The organism is Paenimyroides aestuarii, assembly GCF_024628805.1.
Classification (GTDB): domain Bacteria; phylum Bacteroidota; class Bacteroidia; order Flavobacteriales; family Flavobacteriaceae; genus Flavobacterium; species Flavobacterium aestuarii_A.
The window spans coordinates 2,520,585-2,544,066 of sequence record NZ_CP102382.1; the positions used below are offsets into that span (position 1 = coordinate 2,520,585).

Here is a 23,482-nt window from a genome sequence, read left to right on the forward strand (position 1 = left end):
ACATTTAATTCAAAGATATTTCATTAATTTTGCACTATTATTTACAAGCAATGAAATCAGCCTTTTATACTATTTTTTTCTTTATATTTTGTGTCTCCAATGCACAGATTCCCACATATTATCAATCAATTAATTTATCTTTGAAGGGTGATGCTTTAAAAAACGAACTTGCAACTTTAATTACTAACACACATACAACGGATTTAATTTATTCGCCCCAAGTTTGGGATGTTTTAAAAGATGCAGATGTGGACCCAACAGATAACAATAAAATTTTACTGATTTATGGTTGGAACGATACTGATTTAATAAAAAATAATGATTTAACGCGCGATAGAAATGCAAGTTGTCATAGTGCAAATTGCGACAATAAATGGGTGCGCGAACATGTGTTTCCTCGATCAAAAGGTACACCCAATCTAGAATTTGAAGGTCCGGGTGCTGATGCACACCACCTGCGTGCTGCTGATTATGATCGTAATAGTTTAAGAAGTAATTTTAAATTTATTGCAAACCCCACTTCATATATCACCTATTCCCGTGTAATTCAGCAAAATGGTATCGAATATTTTTATCCTGGAAACCAGTGGAAAGGCGATATTGCCCGAATGATTATGTACATGTATGTGCGCTATGGTAATCGCTGCCAACCTGTAAATGTTGGTCATGGTTCAACTTCATTTTCGCTGTATGGTGATATGCCAAACATTTTTTTACAATGGAATGTAGAAGATCCGGTTTCGGCACATGAAATAAACCGAAATGAAACTATTTACAATGCCCAAGGAAACCGAAATCCGTTTATTGATAATCCTTATCTAGCTACCCTAATTTGGAACGGACCGATTGCCGAAAACAAATGGAACAGTTTAAGCTTGACGAATGAAAACTTGAATGTGGTAAAGGTGTATCCTACCTACACTTCAGACTTTGTTACTATAGAGAGTGACTCAGAAAGTTTTATCTATAAAATTTTTGATGTATCAAACAAGTTGATCGAACAAGGAATTAATGAAGAAAAAATTAACGTTTCACATTATGCAAACGGTATTTATTTTTTAAATATTTCAATAGAAAATCAGTCAAAAACGTTTAAGATTATAAAAAAATAAACCGCAAATTTAATTGCGGTTTATTTAATTAAAACTAATCCTCCCTACTTCCATCGTCTGCCATACGAACCATTTTGGGTGTAAAAGTAGCCACCACATCAATTAAATGTTCTTGGGCTTGCATCACCTGATGAATATCTTTATAAGCCATTGGAGCTTCATCTAAACCCGCACCAATTAAAGTAACGTTATGGTCTTTTAAAATGGCTTTGAAATCGGTTTTAGTAATTTCTTTTTTCGCTTGGGTTCGGCTCATTTGTCGTCCGGCACCGTGCGATGCAGACTGAATGGCTTCTGGTGCACCTTTTCCACGAACTAAAAAACCAGGTGCTGTCATTGATCCCGGAATTATCCCCATTACATCCTTGCTGGCAGGTGTGACTCCTTTTCGGTGAACAATCACTTCTTCGCCGTTCCACTGCTCTTTCCACGCAAAATTGTGATGATTTTCAACTTTAGCTAAAACTTTAGCTCCTAAAGCTTTTTGCATTTTTAAATGAATCACTTCATGGCAAGCCGAAGCGTAATCGCCAGCCAAATTCATTGCCAGCCAATATTCTTGACCTTCGGTTGAATTCAAATCAAAATAGGCTAGGTTTTTAGCTTCGCGTGGCAATTTGCAAACTTTCTTTGCCAATTGGGTATAATGACTGGCAATAGTAGCGCCAAAACCTCGTGAACCTGAATGGGTTAATAGGGCAACATATTGGCCTTTTTCAATATTGAGCATTTCGTCGCGCTCTGAAAATTCAATAATACCAAATTCCACAAAATGATTGCCACCACCAGAGCTTCCTAATTGTGCCCAAGCTTTATCTTTTAAACTTTTTAAAAACGGATTTTCGTGGAACAATTGATTTTCTAAAACTTCGTGATCCAATCGGTATTGTCCTTTAAAACCATTTCCTGCACCAAAATTTGATTGTGCGATTAATTCGCGTTTAAATTTCGATTGGTTTTCTTCAAAAAAAGAGGCTTCCATATCGTAAATTGAAAGTGCCATTCTGCACCCAATATCCACACCTACTCCATACGGAATAATGGCATTTCGGGTAGCCAAAACACCGCCAATTGGCAATCCATAGCCTTGATGTGCATCGGGCATTAAAGCTCCGGCTACCGAAACAGGCAGTTTCATCGCAACTTCCATTTGTTTTTTTGCACCTTCCTCGATATGTTCGTTTCCAAAAACGGTATATTCTTTTGGTTCAGTCGCTAGTGGAATAGTAGCACTGTCTATTTCGTTTTGCAATGCAATAATCTGCTGTGCCAATGGATAAAATTCTGATGTTTCAAAGGTTTCATGTGGGTTATCAATAAGTTTTTTTAAAATATTTAATACCTCGCCTTTGTTTAATGCACCCTGATAATTCTCTAAAAAGTGTAATGTTTTTCCTAAAATGATATTTTCTTCAAAACCTATACGCAATAGGTCTTTTCCTGTTATTTTTTTCATAATTAATTGTATTTTATTTTGTAAAAATTTGCTTCAATTCAGAAACAATATTATCTCTGCCCGAAACGGAAATAGTATTTATTTTTTCTGCTATTTTTTCGATATATTCCATTTCTTTCAATTTATAGAGCATTTGATTTTCGTCCATCAATTTTGCCGTATTTAACAAACTTCTTGTTGAAGCTGTTTCTTCACGACGCATAATACTGTTTGCTTGTGCTTTCTTCTCAGCAATCAAAACTTGATTCATGATATCCCGAATTTCTCCAGGCAGAATAATGTCCTTCAAACCTGTGTCAATTATTTTAACACCTAATCTGTTTACTTTCTGCATGATTTCAAGCGAAATAGTTTCGGCTATTTTACTTTTTTGATCCATTAATTCATCAAAAGTCATTGTTCCAACTAATGTTCGCAAAGCCATTTGTACAATTATATACAATTGGTTTTCAAACTCTTTATTTTCTGCAAATGCTTTAACAAAATCAACAATCTGATATTGAATTGCAAAATTTAAACGAAGTTGAACTTTATCTTTTGTAAGAATTTCTTGTCCGTTCACTTCCATATTTTGCTGACGTGTATCTCCTTTTACCGCAGTAATAACTTGCGAATTCTTCCACCAAAAATAATTACCAGTATCTAGTAATTCTACAAATTTACCATCTACAATTAACAAACCTTTTTCATAGGATTCGATACGATAATTTCTCACATATAAGTTTAATTGTGGCTTCTCTAAAATCACTTTTGATACTTCATTGGTGATGTAATTGGTTATTGAAATCTTCTGAAATTGAAACGGATTTTTATCTTTCCAGAAAGCATAAACTCCAGCAGTTAAAACGGAATCAAAAACATTGTTTTGAAATTTCAACACCAATTCATCGTCTGCAACAGTAATTATTTCTAAATAATTTTTCAAATGGTCATTATCAAAAATTCCTTGATATAATTTGGGAAATTCTTGGCTTGTATTAAATTTCTCTATTTTTTCACCTAAGAAAAACCAATAAGTACCAGCAAATAAAACATTCACAATTTTTTTGTTCTTAATGACTAACGCAGCTTCTTGTTCGTTTAATGTAATTTTTTTCATATTTATCATTTTTTGTTTTCTTTTAATAAGTTCTTTTCAACTTTTTCCTTTTTTAAATGCGGAATAAAGAAAAAGATGTAAGCTACTCTATATCTTTATAATAAAATTTACTATTTACATTTTATGTATCAGATATATTTCCAAACAGCAATTTTCAGTATTCAAGCTTTAAACAAAGTGATGATTTATATAAATAATTCAACTGAAAAGGATGAAAAGAACTTTGGTGCGATTTCTTTTACAAGTAATCAACTTTCAAAATGTGAGGAATTCACCTCATTGCAACCGGGCGCAACTTGAGTAAAGTCAAGTTTGGGATTCGAACCCAATTTTATCCTTGTTCTATCCAACTGAACTACTTTCATTTCTGAAAGGTGGGATTTGAACCCACGACCGAGGAAACTTGTTGAAAGTTTGCATATTCAGCATACGGTTTCCCGCACTACGATGCCATTTGAAACATCAGAATAGAAATATTTATTACTTTCAACATCACAAAGATGCAACTGTCACTACGCAATCAAAATGCGCAAATGAAAAAAAAATTAATTTATTTTTAAAAAACTAATTATCAATTAGATAATACTATAAAAAAAAATTCTATTATTGTTTTTATATTTAACTACGCAACTAAATTGCGTAATTAATGATATATTTACCTGATTTTTAATACTAATTGGTCATGGCTACTAACAAATCTGCGTTAATTCGCTATAAAACAATCAATCAATGTTTGCAAAACCGCTTTAGAAAGTGGACGCTGGAAGATTTAATGGAAAAGGTATCCGATGCATTGTATGAATTTGAAGGCATTACAACCGGTATTAGCAAACGCACCATTCAGGCCGATATACAGTTTATGCGCAGCGATAAATTGGGATACAATGCCCCAATTGTGGTTACCAATCGCAAATTTTATAGTTATGAAGATCCGGAATATTCAATTACAAAGTCGCCGATAAAAGAGGAAGACGTTCATAAAATGAAGGAAGTTGTATCACTTTTAAAGCAATTTAATGGTTTTCAATATTTCGATGAAATGAGCGAACTTATTGCTAAATTGGAAAACAACATCTATAAATCTTCCAAGAAAACACCAAATTATATTCAGTTTGAAGATAATAAACAGTTAAAAGGAATCGCTCATCTAAGCCGGCTATACAAGGCTATTCTGAATAAAAAACCACTTTATATTGAGTATAAATCGTTTAAATCAAAACAAGCTATAAAAGAAATTTATCATCCATATTTGCTGAAAGAATACCGCAACCGTTGGTTTTTAATCACTCGAAGCAATAAAGAAAAACTTTTGGTTACTTTAGCTTTAGACCGTATAGAGGCCTTTTATGAATTGGAAGCTTCTGCTTTCAAACCTTACGAAGGTATCGATTTTGAAAGATATTATAGCGAATGTATTGGTGTAACACGTTCGGAAAAAGATCGACCGCAAAAAATTATTTTAAAATTTAATGTGAAAAATGCGCCCTATGTAAAAACCAAACCCATTCATCATTCGCAACAAATCCTTCAAGAAAATGAAAATGGAATTGTTATACGAATAGACGTGATTCCTAATTTTGAACTAGAACGTGAAATCTTAGGTTTTGGAGAAAATGTGATGGTTTTAGCACCCAAAAAGCTAAAAAAACAAATCAAAAACCGCATACACAGAACGGCTACAATGTATCAGATAGAGGAAATGTAAAAAAAATCCCGAAGATAACAACCTTCGGGATTTTGTATATTTAAATAGCTCTATTCGGATCAAAAGATTCTAAATATTGTGCCACTCTTTGAACAAATTGTCCGCCTAAAGAACCATCAACCACTCGGTGGTCATAAGAATGTGACAAGAACATTTTTTGACGAATACCTATAAAATCACCTTCTGGAGTTTCGATAACAGCAGCTACTTTTCTAATAGCCCCTAATGCCAAAATTCCTACTTGCGGTTGATTGATAATTGGTGTTCCAAAAACAGAACCAAACGTTCCAACGTTGGTAACAGTGTATGTGCCGCCTTGTGTGTCATCTGGTTTTAATTTTCCGTTTCTTGCGCGATTTGCTAAATCGTTAACTGCTTTTGCCATTCCTACCAAATTCAACTGATCGGCATTTTTAATTACTGGAACAATTAAATTTCCGTTGGGCAAAGCTGCCGCCATTCCCAAATTGATGTTTTTACGTTTAACGATGTAATCACCATCAACCGAAATATTCATCATAGGGAAATCTTTTAATGCTTTTGCAACAGCTTCCATAAAAATAGGTGTAAATGTAAGCTTCTCTCCTTCTCTCTTCTCAAAAGCATTTTTATTTTTATTTCGCCAATTCACGATATTTGTAACGTCTACTTCGATAAACGATTGCACGTGCGCAGAAGTTTGAACCGATTGCATCATGTGGTGCGCAATCATTTTACGCATACGATCCATTTCTACAATTTCGTCTTGTCCGTTCACAGAAACTGGTGCTGCTTTGCTTGCTACTGGTTGTGTTGGCTGAACAGAAGCCGCAGTTTGCTGAACAGGAGCTGCAACTGATTGTGAACCTCTGTTTTTAACGTAATCTAATATATCTGTTTTGGTAATTCTTCCGTCTTTTCCGGTACCGTTGATTGCTTCTAGTTCGGCAATAGAAACACCTTCTTCTTTTGCAATATTTTTTACTAAAGGCGAGAAAAATTTATCTGAAGAACCGAAATCTGCAACTGCAACTGTTTCTTGTGCCACTGCAACTGTTTTTTCAACTTTTTCTACTGAAACTTCCTCGTTTGCTGGTACATTATTAGCTGGTGCAACATCGGCACCCTCTGTTTCAATGATTGCAATTGTTTGTCCCACTTGCACTACATCATCTTTCTGAAACAAAATTTCCACGATTTTTCCGCTTACTTCTGTCGGCACTTCGCTATCAACTTTGTCGGTTGCTACTTCAACAATTGTTTCATCTTGTTCTACTGTATCACCAACGTTTTTTACCCAATTTGTAATGGTTGCCTCTGCAACACTTTCACCCATTTTAGGTAATTTTAATTCAAACTTTGCCATATTTCTAATAAAAAGTTGTGTATAGATTAAAGTAGTACAAAAGTAGTAAATTTTAAGAGTATTTTGCTGTTTATTTAATTTTTTTAATTTTTAGAAAGATAAAATTTCTCCCCTTCCATTTTTATCATTGCTTCCGATAAAAAAATCAGAGTTTATAGAACGAATTTTAAACGTTTTGTTTGCTTTTTGATTTTGATTGATAAAGGCTATGTAATCTTTATAGGAAATAGATTCGTTATCAATTAAAATTTCAATGTTTTTCTCAGGCTGATTTATTGTTTGAATATCTTCTAAAAAATAAACCCAATCTAAAGGCTTATTAATTTTATTTACAACTTTTTGATAAAGCGCAGCATTGTTGGTTACCAATATATAGTGATTTATAGAATGTTGGTCACTGCTTTTTTCAGATTGTTTTTTTAAGGCAAACAATGCTATACCCATATTCATGACCGCATTGAACCAAGGTGATTTTTTAAAATGCTTTTTATAGAAAAACTGCATCGCTTCTTTAAACCGCAGCATATACTTTCCATCTTTAAGTGTACTTTCTCCTTTAAAATGAATTACAGTTGTTTTTGGAATGTAATAATTCTGTAAACCCGTTTTTGAAACCATATAACTTAAGTCGATATCATCTGCATACATAAAACATCCTTCATCAAACCCGCCTAATTCCATATACAAGTCGCGTTTCATAAACATAAAAGCGCCTACCAAAATAGCAACTTTTCCCATTTGGTTTTCAGATATATGCTGTGCGTAGTATGTATTAAACCATTTCGATTTGGGAAAGATTTTATATAACGAGGCTACTTTTGTGAAAGCAACCCAAGGAGTAGGAACACCCCGTTTGCTTTCAGGAAGAAATTTACCAGAGCCATCAATTAATTTACAGCCCAAAACCCCAGGATTTTCTAGTGTTTGATAGGTTTTTAACAAAATTTCAAATGTGTCTTCTGCAACGATTGTATCTGGGTTTAAAACACATATAAATTCACCTCTTGCATGATGAACTCCAATATTATTTCCCTTAGGAAAACCCAAATTTTCAGTCTGATACAAATAAATAACATCCGGAAATAATTGCTGTATCATTTCTTTTGATCCATCGGTTGAAGCATTATCCACAACAATAATTTCAGCCTTGATATTCTCAACAGCTTTTTGAACACTTTTTATACAAACTTCTAAAAAATGCTTTACATTATAATTTAAGATTACGACGGATAGTTGCATATTTTTTTATTTTACCACACTTAACTGTGCCTTTATAAAATCGGTTGTTAAATAGGTTAATAATTTACCCAACATGTTATCTGCTGCTGTGCTAAAACTTGGTGAACCTTCGCATAAATGCAAATAAGATGCATTACTGCTTGTTGCGGTTTGATTTATAAACTGACGCGCTTCTGTAACAGAAAATCCACTGGGCGACATAGCGCTGCTTGGCGTGTTTTCAATAGCATCCACATCAATTTCGATACCATAAGGTTTGCTTTTTATCACACGCTGGATATTGTTGATACTGGTTTGAAAATCTTTCTCAAATCGAACTTTCACTTCTTCAAAGGTATAAAGTTTTAATCGTTCAGGTTGTTCTTTAAATTGATGCAACATAAATTTATTCAGGTAGTTTTCATGTGCACCAAACATACAATATGTGTTTAAAAATCCTTCGTGGAATGCGTAAGAAAATCCGTTACCGCTGTGTCTGCCTTCTAAAGCTCTAAAATCGGTGTGGGCATCAAAATTCACCACATTCACCGCAGCTCCTTTTGCTAGTGCCAAACCTTTTATATTTCCATAGGCATTGTTGTGCCCCCCACCTATCACAATGGCTTTTTTACCAGCTCGATGAATCAAAGTATTAAGATAGGTTACTTCTTTATCTATTTCCGAAACAATTTCAAACAAACGGTTTAATTGCCCAGGCTCAGATGGATTTAATTGCTGAATTTCTTCTTCATAAACCTTAAAATCAAAACAACCTATAACAGCCACATGATGTGCTTTTAAAAATTTGTTGTGTTGGATATTTAGGAAAACTGGTAGAAAAACATCCCAAGCATGCTTTTGCCCAATTCTTCCAAAATTGGCCTTAACACCGGCAAATTCTTTTATTCCATAAACAATAAACTTTGCATCGGTATTTTTAAGAAAATCGGCAAATTGTGCAGATTCTTGACTAGGAATGGCTATTTTTTCGCCAAATTTGGTTTCACCTTTTCTTAAAATTAAAAGTTTGTTTAATGCTGTTTTGTTAAAGTATTCAAAATTTTCCATCTGTTGTTTTATAAAATCGCAGTAAAATCAATATCTATAAGTATTATTTATATTATTTTAGAATTTAACATACGGTTTTTTATTTAAAATTAAGGAATTATTACTAACTTTGTAATAGGTAAATATATATCGATAAATTAATTTTCGATCTATAAAATCTTTTTCATAACTATTTTTTTTCACACCGTTTACTTTTGGTATTCGGTGTGTTTTTTTATTGTTTTTTTCCGTTTAAATATACAGTTTCTACTAAATCACTACCAAAATTATACGGAATTGCGTAAATGGAATGGATAGGTTTGGTAATAAAAAACGATGCTTTTTTGCCTTTTGTGATACTACCGTATTCGTTTTGAACTTCCAATGCATAAGCAGCATTTAAAGTAGCTGCGTTAAAAGCTTCCTCGGGGGTCATCTTCATTTTTATACAAGCGGTTGCCACCACAAAATTCATATTTCCGCTCGGTGTGGTTCCCGGATTATAATCTGATGCAATTACCAAAGGTAAATTGGCTTCTAGCATTTTTCGTGCGGGCGTGTAAGGAATCGATATAAAATACGAACAAGTGGGCAGTGCCACAGGAATGGTTCTTCCTTTTTGCAATGCCGCAATGTCTGCATCGGTTACAATTTCTAAATGATCCACAGACAATACGTTTTCTTCCACACACATTGCAACACCATTAATTGCTGTGAATTGATTTACGTGTATTTTTGCCTTTAAGCCATGTTTTGTTGCTGCTTGAATAATTTTTTGGGTTTCTTCTACGGTAAAATAGCCGGTTTCTAAAAAAGCATCTACATAATCTGCCAAGCCCGATTGTGCTATTTCAGGAATCATTTCATTGCAAATTGCAGTTACAAATCCTGATTGATTGCCTTTAAATTCTGGTGGAATGGCATGTGCACCTAAAAAAGTTGCTTTTATTTTAACGGGATACTTTTCTTGTAACTTTTTAATTACACGCAACATTTTCAATTCTGCTTCCAAGCTTAAACCATAACCCGATTTAATTTCAATAACGCCCGTTCCTAAAGCAATTAATTCTTCCAAGCGGTTTGCAGCATCGATATACAATTCGTCTTCAGAAGCCTTGCGCAATTTTTCTACAGAATTTAAAATACCACCGCCTCGTTGGTAAATTTCATCGTAACTTAAACCGTTAATTCGATCTACAAATTCTTGTTCGCGGTTGCCTGCATATACAATGTGCGTATGGCTGTCGATATAACTGGGCATAATCATTCTTCCAGAAACATCAACCGATTCATCATATTCGGCAGGTGCATTCTCCATAGCGCCATAATCTGCAATCAAATCATTTTCAACTACTAAAAAGGCATTTTTTATAGAAGGAAGTTCTTTCATTTGGCTTCCCTTTAAAATTTCGGTATTGTTTTCGCGAACCTGAAAAAGTTCTTTTATATTGTAAAATAAAGTTTTCATTTTTTTGTTTTGATTACTTTTCAAAGATAGATAGTTCTTACAAATTGGCATAAAAAAATCCGTTTCTTTTGAAAACGGATTGGTTTATTAAAAATTCGGACTTAAGTTGTATTTTTTGTAGAATGTATCGATAATAGTTACCACTTCGTCTGCGGTATCAACTACTTTTATCAAATTCATATCTTCGGGTGATGCGTTGAAATATTTTTCAAGCAACACGGTTTTTACCCAATCAATTAATCCCGACCAAAATTCAGAGCCCACCAAAACAATAGGAAATTTACCAATTTTTTTGGTTTGAATTAATGTAATTGCTTCAAACAATTCATCTAATGTTCCAAAACCACCCGGCATTACCACAAATCCTTGTGAGTATTTTACAAACATTACTTTTCGCACGAAAAAATAATCGAATTGCAGGTTTTTATCATGATCGATATAAGGGTTAAAATGCTGTTCAAAAGGCAAATCGATATTTAAACCAACCGATGGTCCACCGCCCAAGTGTGCCCCTTTGTTGGCTGCTTCCATAATTCCGGGACCTCCGCCCGAAATAACACCATAACCTGCTTTACTAATTTTGAAGGCAATTTCTTCTGCCAATTTGTAATAAGGATTATCGCTCTTTGTTCGTGCCGATCCAAAAATGGAAACACACGGCCCAATACGCCCCATTTTTTCATATCCATTTACAAATTCAGACATGATTTTAAAAATGGCCCAAGAATCGTTGGTCTTAATTTCGTTCCACGATTTTTGCGATAGTTTTTCTTTGATTCTGATATCTTCTTCTGATAAATTTTCTTCCATCTTTTTTGTTTGATTTGTTTAACGTTTAATATCTGTTTTAGGTTTTTTGATTCTAAAATCGATACCTATATTTCTAACTTAATTCTTTCTTTAAAAAACGTGCAGTATGGCTTTTTTTGCTTTTAGCAACTTGCTCTGGTGTTCCTTTTGCTACTACTTCTCCCCCATTTTTTCCGCCTTCGGGACCAATGTCAATAATGTAATCGGCCATTTTAATCACATCTAAATTGTGTTCAATTATCAAAACAGTATTTCCTTTATCAACCAACTGTTGCAAAACTTCCATTAACACGCGAATGTCTTCAAAGTGTAAACCGGTGGTGGGTTCGTCTAAAATATAAAACGTATTTCCGGTATCTTTTTTAGACAATTCACTTGCTAATTTTATACGTTGTGCTTCCCCACCTGAAAGTGTGGTGCTTTGTTGCCCTAAGGTTAAATAGCCCAAGCCTACATCTTGAATGGTTTTTACTTTTCGATATATTTTTGGAATATTTTCAAAGAAATGTACGCTTTCATCAATGGTCATATCCAAAATATCGGCGATTGATTTTCCTTTGTAACGAATTTCCAATGTTTCGCGATTAAAACGTTTGCCTTGACAAGTTTCGCATTCCACATACACATCAGGTAAAAAGCCCATTTCAATTGTTCGCAAGCCAGATCCTTCACAGGTTTCGCAACGGCCACCTTTCACGTTAAAACTAAATCGTCCGGGTTTGTACCCCCGAATGCTTGCTTCTGGCGTTTTGGTAAACAATGCACGAATTTCGGTGAAAACTTCGGTATAAGTAGCCGGATTGGAACGCGGTGTTCTTCCAATCGGACTTTGATCAATACCAATTACTTTGTCGATATGCTCTAAACCTTTTATTTTATCATAAGGTTGGGGCACTTTAACCGCATTAAAAAAATGTTCGTTTAAAATGGGATAAAGGGTTTCGTTTATCAACGTAGATTTCCCCGAACCCGACACGCCTGCCACGCAAATTAAAGTCCCCAAAGGAAATTCTACCGAAACATTTTTTAAATTATTCCCTTTTGCGCCAGTAAGTTTTAGTTTGTTTCCATTGCCTTTTCGTCTTTTTTCTGGAATAGGAATTTCTAGTTTTCCGTTCAGGTATTGCGCCGTAATGGTTTGTTCTTTTAAAAGTTGTTTTGGAGTGCCTGCACTAATGATTTGTCCGCCGTTTGCACCTGCTTTAGGTCCAATATCAATTACATAATCGGCTTCCACAATCATATCTTTGTCATGTTCTACCACCAAAACCGAATTGCCCACATCGCGCAATTGTTTTAAAGACGTAATTAGTTTTTCATTATCGCGTTGGTGCAACCCAATACTAGGTTCATCTAAAATATAAAGCACTCCGACTAACTGCGAACCAATTTGCGTTGCCAAACGAATGCGTTGTGCTTCGCCCCCTGAAAGGGTTTTTGAAGATCGGTTCAATGTAAGATAATTTAAACCCACATCGAGCAAAAAAGATAAACGCGTAACGATTTCTTTCACCACTTCACCGGCAATCATTTGCTGTTTGCTGCTCAGATGATTGTTTAAATCGCCAAACCATTCGCCTAATTGATCCAAATCCATTAAAGCTAAATCGGCAATATTTTGGTTATGGATTTTGAAATTCAATGATTCTTTTCGCAAGCGCGAACCGTTACATTCCGGACACGTAATTTCGTCCATAAAATCTCCCGCCCATCTTTTGATTGCTGCGGTTGGTGCATCATTGAACTGATTTTTAATAAAGTTTGATATTCCTTCAAAATCTATTTTATAATCTTTAGTGATACCCAAAATTTTCGATGATACAGAAAAGCTTTCCTTTCCTCCGTTTAATATCATATCCAAACCTTCTTTTGGGATGTTTTTGATAGGGTCTGAAAGTTTAAAATCGTAGCGTTGGGCAATAAGTTCTAATTGTTTAAAAATCCAGCTGCTTTTTTGCTCGCCAATAGGCAGTAAACCTCCAGATTTAATAGAAAGCTCATTATTTGGTATGATTTTTTTTAGGTTGATTTCATTAATCGTTCCCAAACCATTACAAACCGGACAAGCACCTTTGGGTGAGTTGAACGAAAAACTGTTTGGTTCAGGAATAGGATACGAAATTCCTGAGCTGGGACACATTAAATGACGACTAAAAAAACGGGAATTTTCGCTTTCATGTGGAAGCACCATTAAAATATCATCGCCATGATACATGGCTGTTTTAATGCTTTCTGCCAATCGTTTTTTTGTATCATCGGTGTCGTCAATGGCCAAACGGTCAATTACAATTTCTATATCGTGGGTTTTGTACCTGTCTAAACGCATTGCCGGAACAATATCGCGAATTTCACCATCAATACGCACTTTCACAAAACCTTGTTTGGCAATTTGTTCAAACAACTCGCGGTAGTGTCCTTTTCGCGAACGAATTACGGGCGATAGTATATTGATTCGTTGTCCGCTGTAGTTTTCAATGATTAAATCTAAAATTTGTTCATCGGAATAGCTGACCATTTTTTCGCCTGTTTCATAAGAATAAGCATCAGAAGCCCTTGCAAACAACAAACGAATGAAATCGTAAATTTCGGTAATGGTTCCAACAGTTGATCGGGGATTTTTGTTAACTGTTTTTTGTTCAATGGCAATAACCGGCGAAAGTCCGTCGATTTTATCCACATCTGGGCGTTCCAAACCACCTAAAAATTGTCGTGCATACGAAGCAAATGTTTCAATATATCGGCGTTGACCTTCGGCATAAATGGTATCGAATGCCAAAGACGATTTTCCAGAACCCGACAAGCCAGTAATAACAACTAGTTTTTCGCGGGGAATGGTAACATCTATATTTTTTAGGTTGTGAACGCGTGCGCCCAAAACCTGTATATTATCATCGGTATTTTGCATATAAAAAGTCAAAGTGCAAATATACAAATTGCTTTGCTTTTAAAATATTAATGCATTGGTAAAATGATTTTATTTCTGCCAAAGATGTACAGATTTTATTGATTCAAATACACTAATTAGAATAATCTACTCAATTCTTAAATCTTTTAGATTTTCACGGTAAACCTCTAAAATTTTCACTTTGGTAACATATCCCACTAATTTGTTATTTTGAGTAACCAATATTTCAGAAAGGTGTTGGTCATCGATAATTTTAATCACATTGCCTGTGTTTTCTGACAATGAAACTGAAAAAGCCGGTTTCATTTCTTCCGAAATGGCCGCAGCTCCTAATTGATATTGGTTAAATAAGATATGGCGCACATCATTCAAATAGATGATACCTTCGATGGTTTGATCTTCGTTTACAATGGGTATAAAAGTTTGTCCGGTAGCTAAAAATATTGTTTTTGCTTGATACATGGTATCGGCTGTTGTTAAGGTTTCAACCGAATTATTGTAAATGGTGTGCAGTTCAATTTTGTTTAAAATATTTTTGTCTTTATCTGATGTAAACACCATGCCTTTATCTGCAAGGGTATAAATATCCATGGAATGTTTATCATAATGTTTAGAAATGGCAAAACTGATTGAAGAAACAATTAACAAAGGAACCATTAAACCATAGCCACCCGTAATTTCTGCAATCAGGAAAATGGCTGTTAGGGGCGAGTGAAACAAACCACTTAAAAGACCTGCCATACCCACAACCGTGAAATTGGTTATAGGCATTTCTTTGAAACCAATCAATTCAAAAAATTTTGCGAAGCAAAAGCCCAAATAAGATCCCGCAAAAAGCGATGGCGCAAAATTACCACCGTTTCCGCCCGCACCAAGCGTTAATCCTGTGGCTATACTTTTAAAAAACAGGGTGAACAATACAAAAGCAAAAACCACCCATTTGTTTTCATTAAAGCGTTCGATTAAAGAATTGTCGAGTACATTTTCAGCACTATTATTTGCCAGCGATTTAATACTTTCATATCCTTCCCCAAAAAGTGTGGGAAACAGAAAAATTAAAACGGCCAACATTAAAGCGCCAACCAATGCTTTGCGGTAGGGTTTGTATGGCAAATTTGCTGTTAAATGTTCAATTTTTCTAAACATTCGGGCATGATATAAGGCAAATAAACCGCAAATAACACCGAGAATAACATAATAAAATGTGTTGGAATAGTCGAACGTTAATTGCTCTTTAAAGTGTAATAAGATACTTTCTTTTAAAACCACTGCCGAAACAATTGCTCCAGTTGCCGAAGAAATCATCAATGGTATAAAAGCAGTGACACTCATATCCGCCAAAATTACTTCAATAGCAAAAAGCACACCTGCTATGGGTGCATTAAAGGCCGCTGCAATTCCGGCAGCCACCCCGCAAGCCAAAAGCAAGGTTCGATCTTTATAATTAAAACGGAAATTTTGTGCATAGTTCGATCCAAAAGCAGCTCCTGTAATGGTTATGGGCGATTCTAATCCGGCAGATCCACCCAAACCAACCGTTAATGAACTGGTTATAATCTGTGCATACATTTGTTTGCGCGGCATAAAACCAGAGCGTTTTGCCACGGCAATCATGATTTGACTTGTTCCCTTTTCAAGAGAACCATCTAAAAATTTTCGAATTACAAAAACAGTAAGTAAAATACCAACTACTGGTAAAATACTGTTTGAAAAAGGAAGTTTATAAAGCGTATCCAAATAAGTGGCTAGCTTAAAAACACCATGTGAAAATGACTTTAATAAAATTACCGCTAATGCAGAAGAAACACCAACCAAAACGCATGATAGATACAAAAATTGCCTATCTGAAATGATTGTTTTCAGCAAATAAACAATTCCTTCTATATATCTAAAAGCTTTTCTAAACCTTGTATTTCCGTTTTTCACTGCATCCATGTTGCAAAAGTAACGCACTAAAAATTAAAAGACAATCATTTTTTAAATTCGTTTACAAGGCGTTGCAACTCTTTTTCTGAATGAATCATTAAATCCTTAAAAAACAAGTGAAATTCGCTCTGAAAATCATCATAAAAAGTATGTAAGTCGTCCACAGATTCGCTCATGTTCGATTTCATGGCGAAACGATTGTCCATTTGTTGCAAAATCTGCTGTAAATCGGTTAAATGTGCATAGCGTTCCAGCCAGTTTTGATGTGTTAAATAAGGAAGTAATTGTTTTGTTTTCAGGTTTAATTCGTCTTGATGATTTTCCAGACTTTGATAGAATTTTTGGGTAAAAACCTGCAAATCTTCGTGGTGATACATTTTCCATTCTTTTGCCAGAAAATGATCATAAAACATATCGATAATAATTCCCGAAAAGTGATTGTATTTTGGAACCAATCTGTGTTTTGATTGACGAAAAATCGGATGAAAATCGGTAAAACTATCAATAGACCGGTGCAACAAAACCCCAATTTGAATATCATTGTGATAATTTTTATAATCTTTACCACGAATACCATCGCCCATAAAATTGCCAATCTGTATGCGTTCGTTCGTTCCCGATAAATAGATGTGTGCTAAAAAATTCATGATATAAAAATAGCGTAAATTGTACTTATCTAATATAATCATTCTTATATTTGTTTGTTAAAAAATGTAAATAAATGACCTTAATAAAATCTATTTCCGGGATTCGCGGTACCATTGGCGGTAACGTGGGCGAAAATTTAACTCCGATCGATGCCGTAAAATTCGCATCGGCTTACGGAACATTTCTTAAAAACAGTTTACAAAAAGATAAATTAACCGTTGTAATTGGTCGAGATGCCCGTATTTCGGGTCCAATGATTCACCAATTGGTTATGCAAACGTTGGTAGGGTTAGGTATTAATGTGATTGATTTAGGCTTATCTACCACACCAACTGTTGAAGTAACTGTTCCTTTGGAAAAAGCTGATGGTGGAATTATTCTAACGGCATCGCACAATCCAAAACAATGGAATGCACTGAAATTATTAAACAACAAAGGCGAATTTTTAAGCGGAGCCGAAGGTGCTTTGATTTTAGAAATTGCAGAATCGGACAGTTTTGATTTTGCCGATGTGGATTCGTTGGGAACTATTACCGAAATTACTGATTATATGGACAAACATATCGATGAAGTTTTAAACCTAAAATTAGTTGATGTAGAAGCTGTTAAAAGTAAAAAATTCAAGGTAGTTGTTGATGGTGTAAATTCTTCGGGCGGAATTGTAATTCCTGCTTTATTGAAGAAAATGGGCGTTGAAGTGGTGGAATTGTATTGTGAACCAAACGGACATTTTCCGCACAATCCAGAACCGTTAAAAGAACATTTAACCGATATCTGCGAATTGGTTGTAAAAGAAAACGCCGATTTTGGTATTGTGGTTGATCCGGATGTGGATCGTTTGGCTTTTATCAGCAACAACGGCGAAATGTTTGGAGAAGAATATACCTTGGTTGCCGTTGCCGATTATGTGTTGAGTAAAACTCCGGGCAACACGGTTTCTAATATGTCGTCTTCTCGCGCGTTGAAAGATATTACCGAAAAGCACAACGGAATCTATGAAGCATCGGCAGTTGGCGAAGTAAATGTGGTAGAATTAATGAAGAAAAACAATGCCATAATTGGTGGCGAAGGAAACGGTGGCATCATTTATCCTGAAATTCATTATGGACGTGATGCTTTGGTTGGTGTAGCTTTGTTTTTAACACATTTGGCAAAACAAGATTTAGATGTGGCGGCTTTAAGAGCATCGTACCCGGCTTATTTCATGAGTAAAAACAAAATTGAATTAACACCTGAAATCAATGTAGATGCTATTTTAGAAGAAATGCAAAAACGATATGCCAATGAAAAAATCAGTACCATTGACGGTGTAAAAATCGATTTAGCTGATTCATGGGTGCATTTGCGAAAATCGAATACCGAACCCATTATTCGAATTTATACCGAAGCACCATCACAGCAAGCAGCCGATGATTTGGCACAAAAAATTTTACAAGAAATTCAAGAAGTAGTTGGTTAATTTTTAATAGCTTTTTAAGTAAAAAAGTGGTAACTTAGTTACAAACAATTTACTATGAAAGAATATACATTAGTCATGGGCGCATCAGAAAATGAGCAGCGGTATTCCAACATGGCGATAAAAAAATTATTAAACCACAAGTACAAAGTAAAAGCTTTTGGTAACAGAACCGGCGAAGTAAACGGAGTTCCCATTCATAAAGAATTGATTCCTTATGACGATATCGATACCGTAACGCTTTACCTGAATCCTACCAACCAAAAACCTTTTTATGAATATATTTTAAACCTGCATCCGCGCCGAGTGATTTTTAACCCGGGAACCGAAAATAAAGAGTTTCAGGAAAAACTCACCCATGCAGGAATTGCTTACGAAGAAACATGCACATTGGTTCTTTTAAGTATCAATAAATATTAAAAACACAAAACCGAGCCTTATTTAGACTCGGTTTTTTTATCAAAAAAGGTATCTTTTATTGAGGAATCGCTTCTACCAACACTTCATTATCTGCTTTGTCAAAATACGTGCACGTCATTTTTTCCATGCAAACCGCCCATTTTTCAATGCCCGACTTTGCACAGTCACTACAAAAAGTTGGATAATCGGTTTTTCCTTGCTGGTGTGCTTTTAAATCAGCAACAAATTGTTCCATATTCGAGGCATCAGCAATCACAAAAGCATTGTATTTTGCTTCCGTCGAAGTTTTATAATCATTTGCCCCGAAATAATCGGTATGCCCATCGGTCACAAAAGTTTCGTAATACGTCACCCCTAAACCTTTCAAATCCTGAATATAAGCCGGAAAATCCGCACCCGATTGCACCTTACTGTGCGCTGCCATAATTTGTTCTACTGTAAACATTTTTCTCTATTTTTAATTTCTATGCAAAGTTGCATCCTTTAAAGCTAGCTTCATTGTAAAAAATCGTTTTTTTTTTATTTTTTGGGCGTGCCCCCGGCGCAAAGAAAATTTCAGTAAAAAAAAAAATTTGTTCGCCGGGGTCGGGCTTTCGGCACTCGCTTTTTTTGTTCCACTCCGTTCCACAAAAAAGAGCTCAAACAAATGCCTCAATCCCTCACGCAAGCCGGTGTTTCTCACAAAAACCTTTTAAAGTTTTCTGGTGTATCGCCCGTAAATTGTTTAAAATGTTTAATGAAATGCGCCTGATCAAAGAAATTGTTTTCATAACAAATTTCAGATAAAGATTTGGAACCATCCAACTGATTCAAAACTGAATGGAATCGAACAATTGAAGCAAATTTCTTGGCACTTGTTCCCACCACTTTTCTAAAACGCTTTTCAAAAGCACTTTGACTAATCAATAACCTATGGTTCAATTCTTTTATGCGTATCGTTCCATTGCTTTGATAAATCATTTGAACCGCCTGAACAATTAATTGGTCGGTTTCAATGTCTTTAAATTGGGAAAGTAAAAACGCTTCCACAATAGTTATTCTTTGTTGGTCAGTGGTAGCAATGGTCAATCGTTCTTCCACTTCAGACACCTTGTTTTTATCAAAAATTTCATCCAAAGAAATACTCAAATTGAACAATTCATTGGCAGGATGCGAAGCAAAATGCGTAAAACCAATTTCGGTAAAGTACACCAATATAGTTCCAATCCTTGCCGAATTTTTAAAGATATTGTAACCATCGGTAATGCCAGTAATTCCGGCAGAATTCAGCGTACGTTCTTCATTGTTTTTGATGGTGGTAAGTTGTCCTTTGTACTGAAATCCAACCACCATTCCCGTAGTGGGAAAAACTTTGTAGGCACTTTCGTCTTCATTTTCCGACACCACAAAACACTTAATGTAGGGTTGTAATTGATGCGTGGGAATGTACTTATCAAATTTCATTAGTTTCAAAAACCGTTTTAGTAAGCTTTTTGCTTATTGCCAAAAGCAACAGCACGGTAATGCCTGCATTTACTATAATCAATTCGTTATCAAAAACATATCCATTTAAAAAAGTAGCAGAATAATTACTAATTAAAAGTGTAATAAACGGAGCGGTCAAACAAATCAGTGGCACCCATTGATCGTGTACCGTTCTGCTTTTAAAGAAAATCCCAAAAGTAAATAATCCCAACAAAGGACCGTATGTGTAAGACGCTATTCTAAAAATCATGCTTACAACCGATGCATCATTTATGGCATTAAAAAGCACAATAACTCCGAACATAATCAAGCAAAAAACAAAATGAACCATTTTCCGAACCTTTATGTTTTTTGGTTTATGAACATTTTCAGGTTTATCCATCCCTAAAAAATCAATACAAAAAGAGGTGGTTAATGCTGTTAAAGCAGAATCGGTTGTGGCAAATGTGGCAGCAATCAATCCCAATAAAAAGACTACTGCAGGCAATAATGCCAAATGGTGAAAAGCTATTTCAGGGAATAATAAATCGGTTCGGGGCTTTCCGGTAATCAAATCCGCAGGCACTTGCACGCCATTGGCATCGGCATAAATGTAAAGCAGCGCACCAACTCCCAAGAAAAAGATATTAATCAACACAAAAATGCCGGTAAACGTAAACATATTTTTTTGCGCATCTTTAATAGTAGCACAACTTAAATTTTTCTGCATTAAATCTTGATCTAAACCAGTCATGGCAATGGTTACAAACATTCCTCCCAAAAATTGCTTTGCAAAATGAAATTTACTGCCCATGAAATCTTCCCAAAAGAAAATTTTGCTGTAACTGCTGTTTTTCACTGTTTCAAAAGCTTCAATGGCGTTCAAATCTAAACTAGAACATATAAATATAATGGTTAAAATAACCGAACTCACCAAGAAAAAAGTTTGCAGCGTATCGGTAATAATGATGGCTTTTAAGCCCGATTTATAAGTGTAAGCATAAATCAATGCCAACGAAATAATGCCTGTTAACGCAAAAGGAATTCCAAAAGCATCAAACACAAATCGCTGAAAAACAATCACCACCAAATACAATCTAAAAGCCGATCCAATGGTTCTACTCACCAAAAAAATAGCCGCTGCGGTTTTGTAACTGTAAAAACCCAATCGCTTTTCAAAATATTCGTAAATAGAAACCAACTGCAACCGATAATATAAAGGTAAAAGCACCGTAGCCGTGATTATAAAACCAACAGCGTTTCCCAAAACAAATTGAAAATACTTGAATTGTTCACCACTTGGCGCACCTACTTCACCAGGCACCGATATAAAGGTAACGCCTGAAAGTGCGGTTCCAATCATTCCAAAAGCCACTAAATACCATTTAGAATTTTTATTGGCAGAGAAAAAAGCCGAATTACTACTGTCTTTTCGGCTCACAAAACGAGATATTCCTATTAAAACAGCAAAATATAAAACTAAAATGGTTAAAATTACAGTTGGAGTCATTGGTTTAAATTTTATCAAAAATAACTATTTTATGATAGCTGAAACAAATCGCGCCATAATTTTCTTTCAAAAAAATTACTACTTTTGCAGTATGGATTTTCCTTCGAAATTATTAGAAAACGCAGTAAACGAAATGGCACAATTACCAGGCATTGGTAAGCGTACTGCTTTGCGTTTGGTTTTGCATTTGCTGCGCCAGCCGATAGCACACACAACTGCGCTAACCACATCGTTAGATTTATTGCGAAACGAAATTAAATACTGTAAAAGTTGTCATGCTATTTCGGATACGCAATTGTGTGAAATTTGTGAAAAACCATCGCGCGATCATTCCATAATTTGTGTGGTGGAAGATGTTCGTGATGTAATGGCACTAGAAAACACCCAGCTTTACAAAGGAATTTATCATGTTTTAGGTGGAAAAATTTCTCCAATTGATGGCGTTGGTCCCAGTCAATTAAATATTAAAACATTGATTGACAAAGCGAAAAATGGTGGTGTGAAAGAAATTATTTTTGCACTGAGTTCTACCATGGAAGGCGACACCACCAATTTTTATATTTACAAACAGATTAAAGATTTTAATATCACCACATCGACCATTGCACGCGGAATTGCCGTTGGCGACGAGCTGCAATATGCAGACGAGGTTACTTTGGGTAGAAGTTTAATACACCGCGTACCTTTTGAAAGTAGTTTGAAGATTTAGATTAGTATTATTTATATCTTTGGCTAGATTTTATATCTCTATCCAAAATTTCAATAGCCTTTATTTCATGCTCTTTTACTTCTTCTAAACTAAAATTAGGATCGTTTGTTTCAACATTAAGAATGTCATTACTTACAATTTCACAAATATATTTTTATAAAACAATAAAATATTTTTTTTGTACGTGTTTTAAACGTACATTTGTATTGCTAATTCGTTTTTAATTTAAACTGTCACATTAAAAACAAGGACTAAAAAAAAGCACTAAAAAACAAGGACTAAAAAACAAGGACTAAAAAACAAGGACTAAAAAACAAGGATTAAAAAACAAGGATTAAAAAACAAGGACTAAAAAACAAGGATTAAAAAACAAGGACTAAAAAACAAGGACTAAAAAAATAACAAATAAATATATGATTATGGCAACTTTAGTTAATGACAGAATTGATGTTCGAATTAGCACAGAACAAAAGGAGTTGATTAAGTTTGCAAGTGAATTGAAAGGTTTTAAAAGTCTTAGTGAATTTGTTGTTTTCTGTATAAATAATGAAGCAAATAAGATCATTATTGAAAACAATCAAATACTTAAGAGTATTGAGGATAAAAAAGTTTTTTTGAATGCAATATTAAACCCACAAAAACCCAATGCAAAACTTAAAAAGGCTCAATTAAATTATTTAAATTTTATTGAATCAAATGGCGTTAAAAATAGTACTCCTTGAAAAAAAGTATGAAAAGACGAAATTCTCATGTGGATATGAACTTTTAGACAATTACATTAAAAAGCAAGCAAAACAAGATGTAAATCGTGATTTGTCGGCTTGTTATGTATTATTAGAAGATGATGATATTATCAAAGGATATTACACTTTATCTGCTAATTCTATTAAAAGAGAGGAATTTGAAGATGATCTAATTAAAAAGCTACCACCGAGTTATGTTGAAATTCCAACTATACTTTTAGGAAGATTAGCAATTGATCAATCTATCAAAGGAAAAAGATTAGGAGAAGCACTTTTATTAGACGCTTTAAAAACGAGTTTACAAATTTCAAAAAACATGGGAATCTTAGCGGTGGTGGTTGACCCAATTGATGAAAAAGCAATAGGATTTTATACTCAATATGGATTCATTTTACTACCCACTTCTGGTAAAATGTTTTTACCTATGAAGACAATAAAAGATTTATTTAAAGATATTTAAAT

Annotated in this window: 20 protein-coding genes; 7 read left to right on the plus strand and 13 right to left on the minus strand. The window is 34.6% G+C overall.

Translation table 11 applies throughout. The features are described 5' to 3' along the window. The first annotated feature begins 50 nt into the window (after positions 1-50). Positions 51-1,112 carry an endonuclease gene (locus NPX36_RS12235; RefSeq protein WP_257499001.1) on the plus strand — a complete coding sequence of 354 codons (1,062 nt, stop codon included), beginning with the start codon at positions 51-53 and terminating at the stop codon, positions 1,110-1,112. A gap of 34 nt (positions 1,113-1,146) precedes the next feature. On the opposite strand, the gene NPX36_RS12240 is transcribed toward NPX36_RS12235, so the two are convergent. Continuing rightward, on the minus strand, positions 1,147-2,568 hold the full coding sequence (locus tag NPX36_RS12240) for an RtcB family protein (protein ID WP_257499002.1): 1,422 nt from the start codon (positions 2,566-2,568) through the stop codon (positions 1,147-1,149). Between the two features lie 13 nt (positions 2,569-2,581). Next, positions 2,582-3,667, minus strand: coding sequence for a slipin family protein (locus NPX36_RS12245; protein WP_257499003.1), 1,086 nt, complete (start codon positions 3,665-3,667; stop codon positions 2,582-2,584). Positions 3,668-4,349: 682 nt separating this feature from the next. On the opposite strand from NPX36_RS12245, the gene NPX36_RS12250 reads away from it, so the two are divergent. Next, complete coding sequence (locus NPX36_RS12250; protein WP_257499004.1) at positions 4,350-5,372, plus strand: helix-turn-helix transcriptional regulator; 1,023 nt, start codon at positions 4,350-4,352, stop codon at positions 5,370-5,372. A 40-nt stretch (positions 5,373-5,412) separates the two neighbouring features. Here NPX36_RS12250 and NPX36_RS12255 read toward each other — a convergent pair whose 3' ends face one another. The 8 genes from NPX36_RS12255 to NPX36_RS12290 all read right to left on the minus strand — a co-directional run bounded on the left by NPX36_RS12255 (position 5,413) and on the right by NPX36_RS12290 (position 16,780). Beyond that, complete coding sequence (locus tag NPX36_RS12255) at positions 5,413-6,717, minus strand: dihydrolipoamide acetyltransferase family protein (protein ID WP_257499005.1); 1,305 nt, start codon at positions 6,715-6,717, stop codon at positions 5,413-5,415. A gap of 90 nt (positions 6,718-6,807) precedes the next feature. Next, the gene (locus tag NPX36_RS12260) at positions 6,808-7,956 is read right to left on the minus strand and encodes a glycosyltransferase family 2 protein (RefSeq protein WP_257499006.1); all 1,149 of its coding nucleotides are present in this window, start codon (positions 7,954-7,956) and stop codon (positions 6,808-6,810) included. A 6-nt stretch (positions 7,957-7,962) separates the two neighbouring features. Next, complete coding sequence (locus NPX36_RS12265; RefSeq protein ID WP_257499007.1) at positions 7,963-9,003, minus strand: formimidoylglutamase; 1,041 nt, start codon at positions 9,001-9,003, stop codon at positions 7,963-7,965. A 214-nt stretch (positions 9,004-9,217) separates the two neighbouring features. Beyond that, positions 9,218-10,450, minus strand: a complete 1,233-nt coding sequence (hutI, locus tag NPX36_RS12270) for an imidazolonepropionase (protein WP_257499008.1) — start codon at positions 10,448-10,450, stop codon at positions 9,218-9,220. An 87-nt stretch (positions 10,451-10,537) separates the two neighbouring features. Next, complete coding sequence (locus tag NPX36_RS12275) at positions 10,538-11,260, minus strand: LOG family protein (protein WP_257499009.1); 723 nt, start codon at positions 11,258-11,260, stop codon at positions 10,538-10,540. 73 nt (positions 11,261-11,333) lie between these two features. Then, positions 11,334-14,165, minus strand: a complete 2,832-nt coding sequence (gene uvrA, locus NPX36_RS12280) for an excinuclease ABC subunit UvrA (RefSeq protein WP_257499010.1) — start codon at positions 14,163-14,165, stop codon at positions 11,334-11,336. A gap of 126 nt (positions 14,166-14,291) precedes the next feature. Then, complete coding sequence (locus tag NPX36_RS12285) at positions 14,292-16,100, minus strand: chloride channel protein (RefSeq protein WP_257499012.1); 1,809 nt, start codon at positions 16,098-16,100, stop codon at positions 14,292-14,294. Between the two features lie 35 nt (positions 16,101-16,135). After that, entirely contained in the window at positions 16,136-16,780 is a 645-nt protein-coding gene (locus NPX36_RS12290) for an acyl carrier protein phosphodiesterase (RefSeq protein WP_257499013.1), read from the minus strand. 32 nt (positions 16,781-16,812) lie between these two features. Between NPX36_RS12290 and glmM the strand changes: the two genes are divergently transcribed. Together glmM and NPX36_RS12300 are read left to right on the plus strand one after the other, a co-directional pair. Then, on the plus strand, positions 16,813-18,198 hold the full coding sequence (gene glmM / locus NPX36_RS12295; protein WP_257499014.1) for a phosphoglucosamine mutase: 1,386 nt from the start codon (positions 16,813-16,815) through the stop codon (positions 18,196-18,198). Positions 18,199-18,252: 54 nt separating this feature from the next. Beyond that, positions 18,253-18,615, plus strand: coding sequence for a CoA-binding protein (locus tag NPX36_RS12300; RefSeq protein WP_257499015.1), 363 nt, complete (start codon positions 18,253-18,255; stop codon positions 18,613-18,615). A gap of 55 nt (positions 18,616-18,670) precedes the next feature. Here the strand turns inward: NPX36_RS12300 and NPX36_RS12305 are convergent, their stop codons facing one another. The 3 genes from NPX36_RS12305 to NPX36_RS12315 all read right to left on the minus strand — a co-directional run bounded on the left by NPX36_RS12305 (position 18,671) and on the right by NPX36_RS12315 (position 21,568). After that, positions 18,671-19,060 carry a DUF1398 domain-containing protein gene (locus NPX36_RS12305; protein ID WP_257499016.1) on the minus strand — a complete coding sequence of 130 codons (390 nt, stop codon included), beginning with the start codon at positions 19,058-19,060 and terminating at the stop codon, positions 18,671-18,673. 233 nt (positions 19,061-19,293) lie between these two features. Continuing rightward, positions 19,294-20,058: a helix-turn-helix domain-containing protein gene (locus NPX36_RS12310; protein ID WP_257499017.1), complete on the minus strand. Its 765-nt coding sequence runs from the start codon at positions 20,056-20,058 to the stop codon at positions 19,294-19,296. After that, on the minus strand, positions 20,048-21,568 hold the full coding sequence (locus tag NPX36_RS12315) for a sodium:solute symporter (RefSeq protein WP_257499018.1): 1,521 nt from the start codon (positions 21,566-21,568) through the stop codon (positions 20,048-20,050). Before NPX36_RS12315 ends, NPX36_RS12310 begins: the two co-directional genes overlap by 11 nt. Before the next feature lie 91 nt (positions 21,569-21,659). Between NPX36_RS12315 and recR the strand changes: the two genes are divergently transcribed. The 3 genes from recR to NPX36_RS12330 all read left to right on the plus strand — a co-directional run bounded on the left by recR (position 21,660) and on the right by NPX36_RS12330 (position 23,480). Next, entirely contained in the window at positions 21,660-22,277 is a 618-nt protein-coding gene (recR, locus tag NPX36_RS12320) for a recombination mediator RecR (protein WP_257499019.1), read from the plus strand. A 419-nt stretch (positions 22,278-22,696) separates the two neighbouring features. Then, positions 22,697-22,999, plus strand: a complete 303-nt coding sequence (locus NPX36_RS12325) for a type II toxin-antitoxin system TacA family antitoxin (RefSeq protein ID WP_257499020.1) — start codon at positions 22,697-22,699, stop codon at positions 22,997-22,999. After that, positions 22,974-23,480, plus strand: a complete 507-nt coding sequence (locus NPX36_RS12330) for a GNAT family N-acetyltransferase (RefSeq protein WP_257499021.1) — start codon at positions 22,974-22,976, stop codon at positions 23,478-23,480. Before NPX36_RS12325 ends, NPX36_RS12330 begins: the two co-directional genes overlap by 26 nt. Positions 23,481-23,482 lie beyond the last annotated feature (2 nt).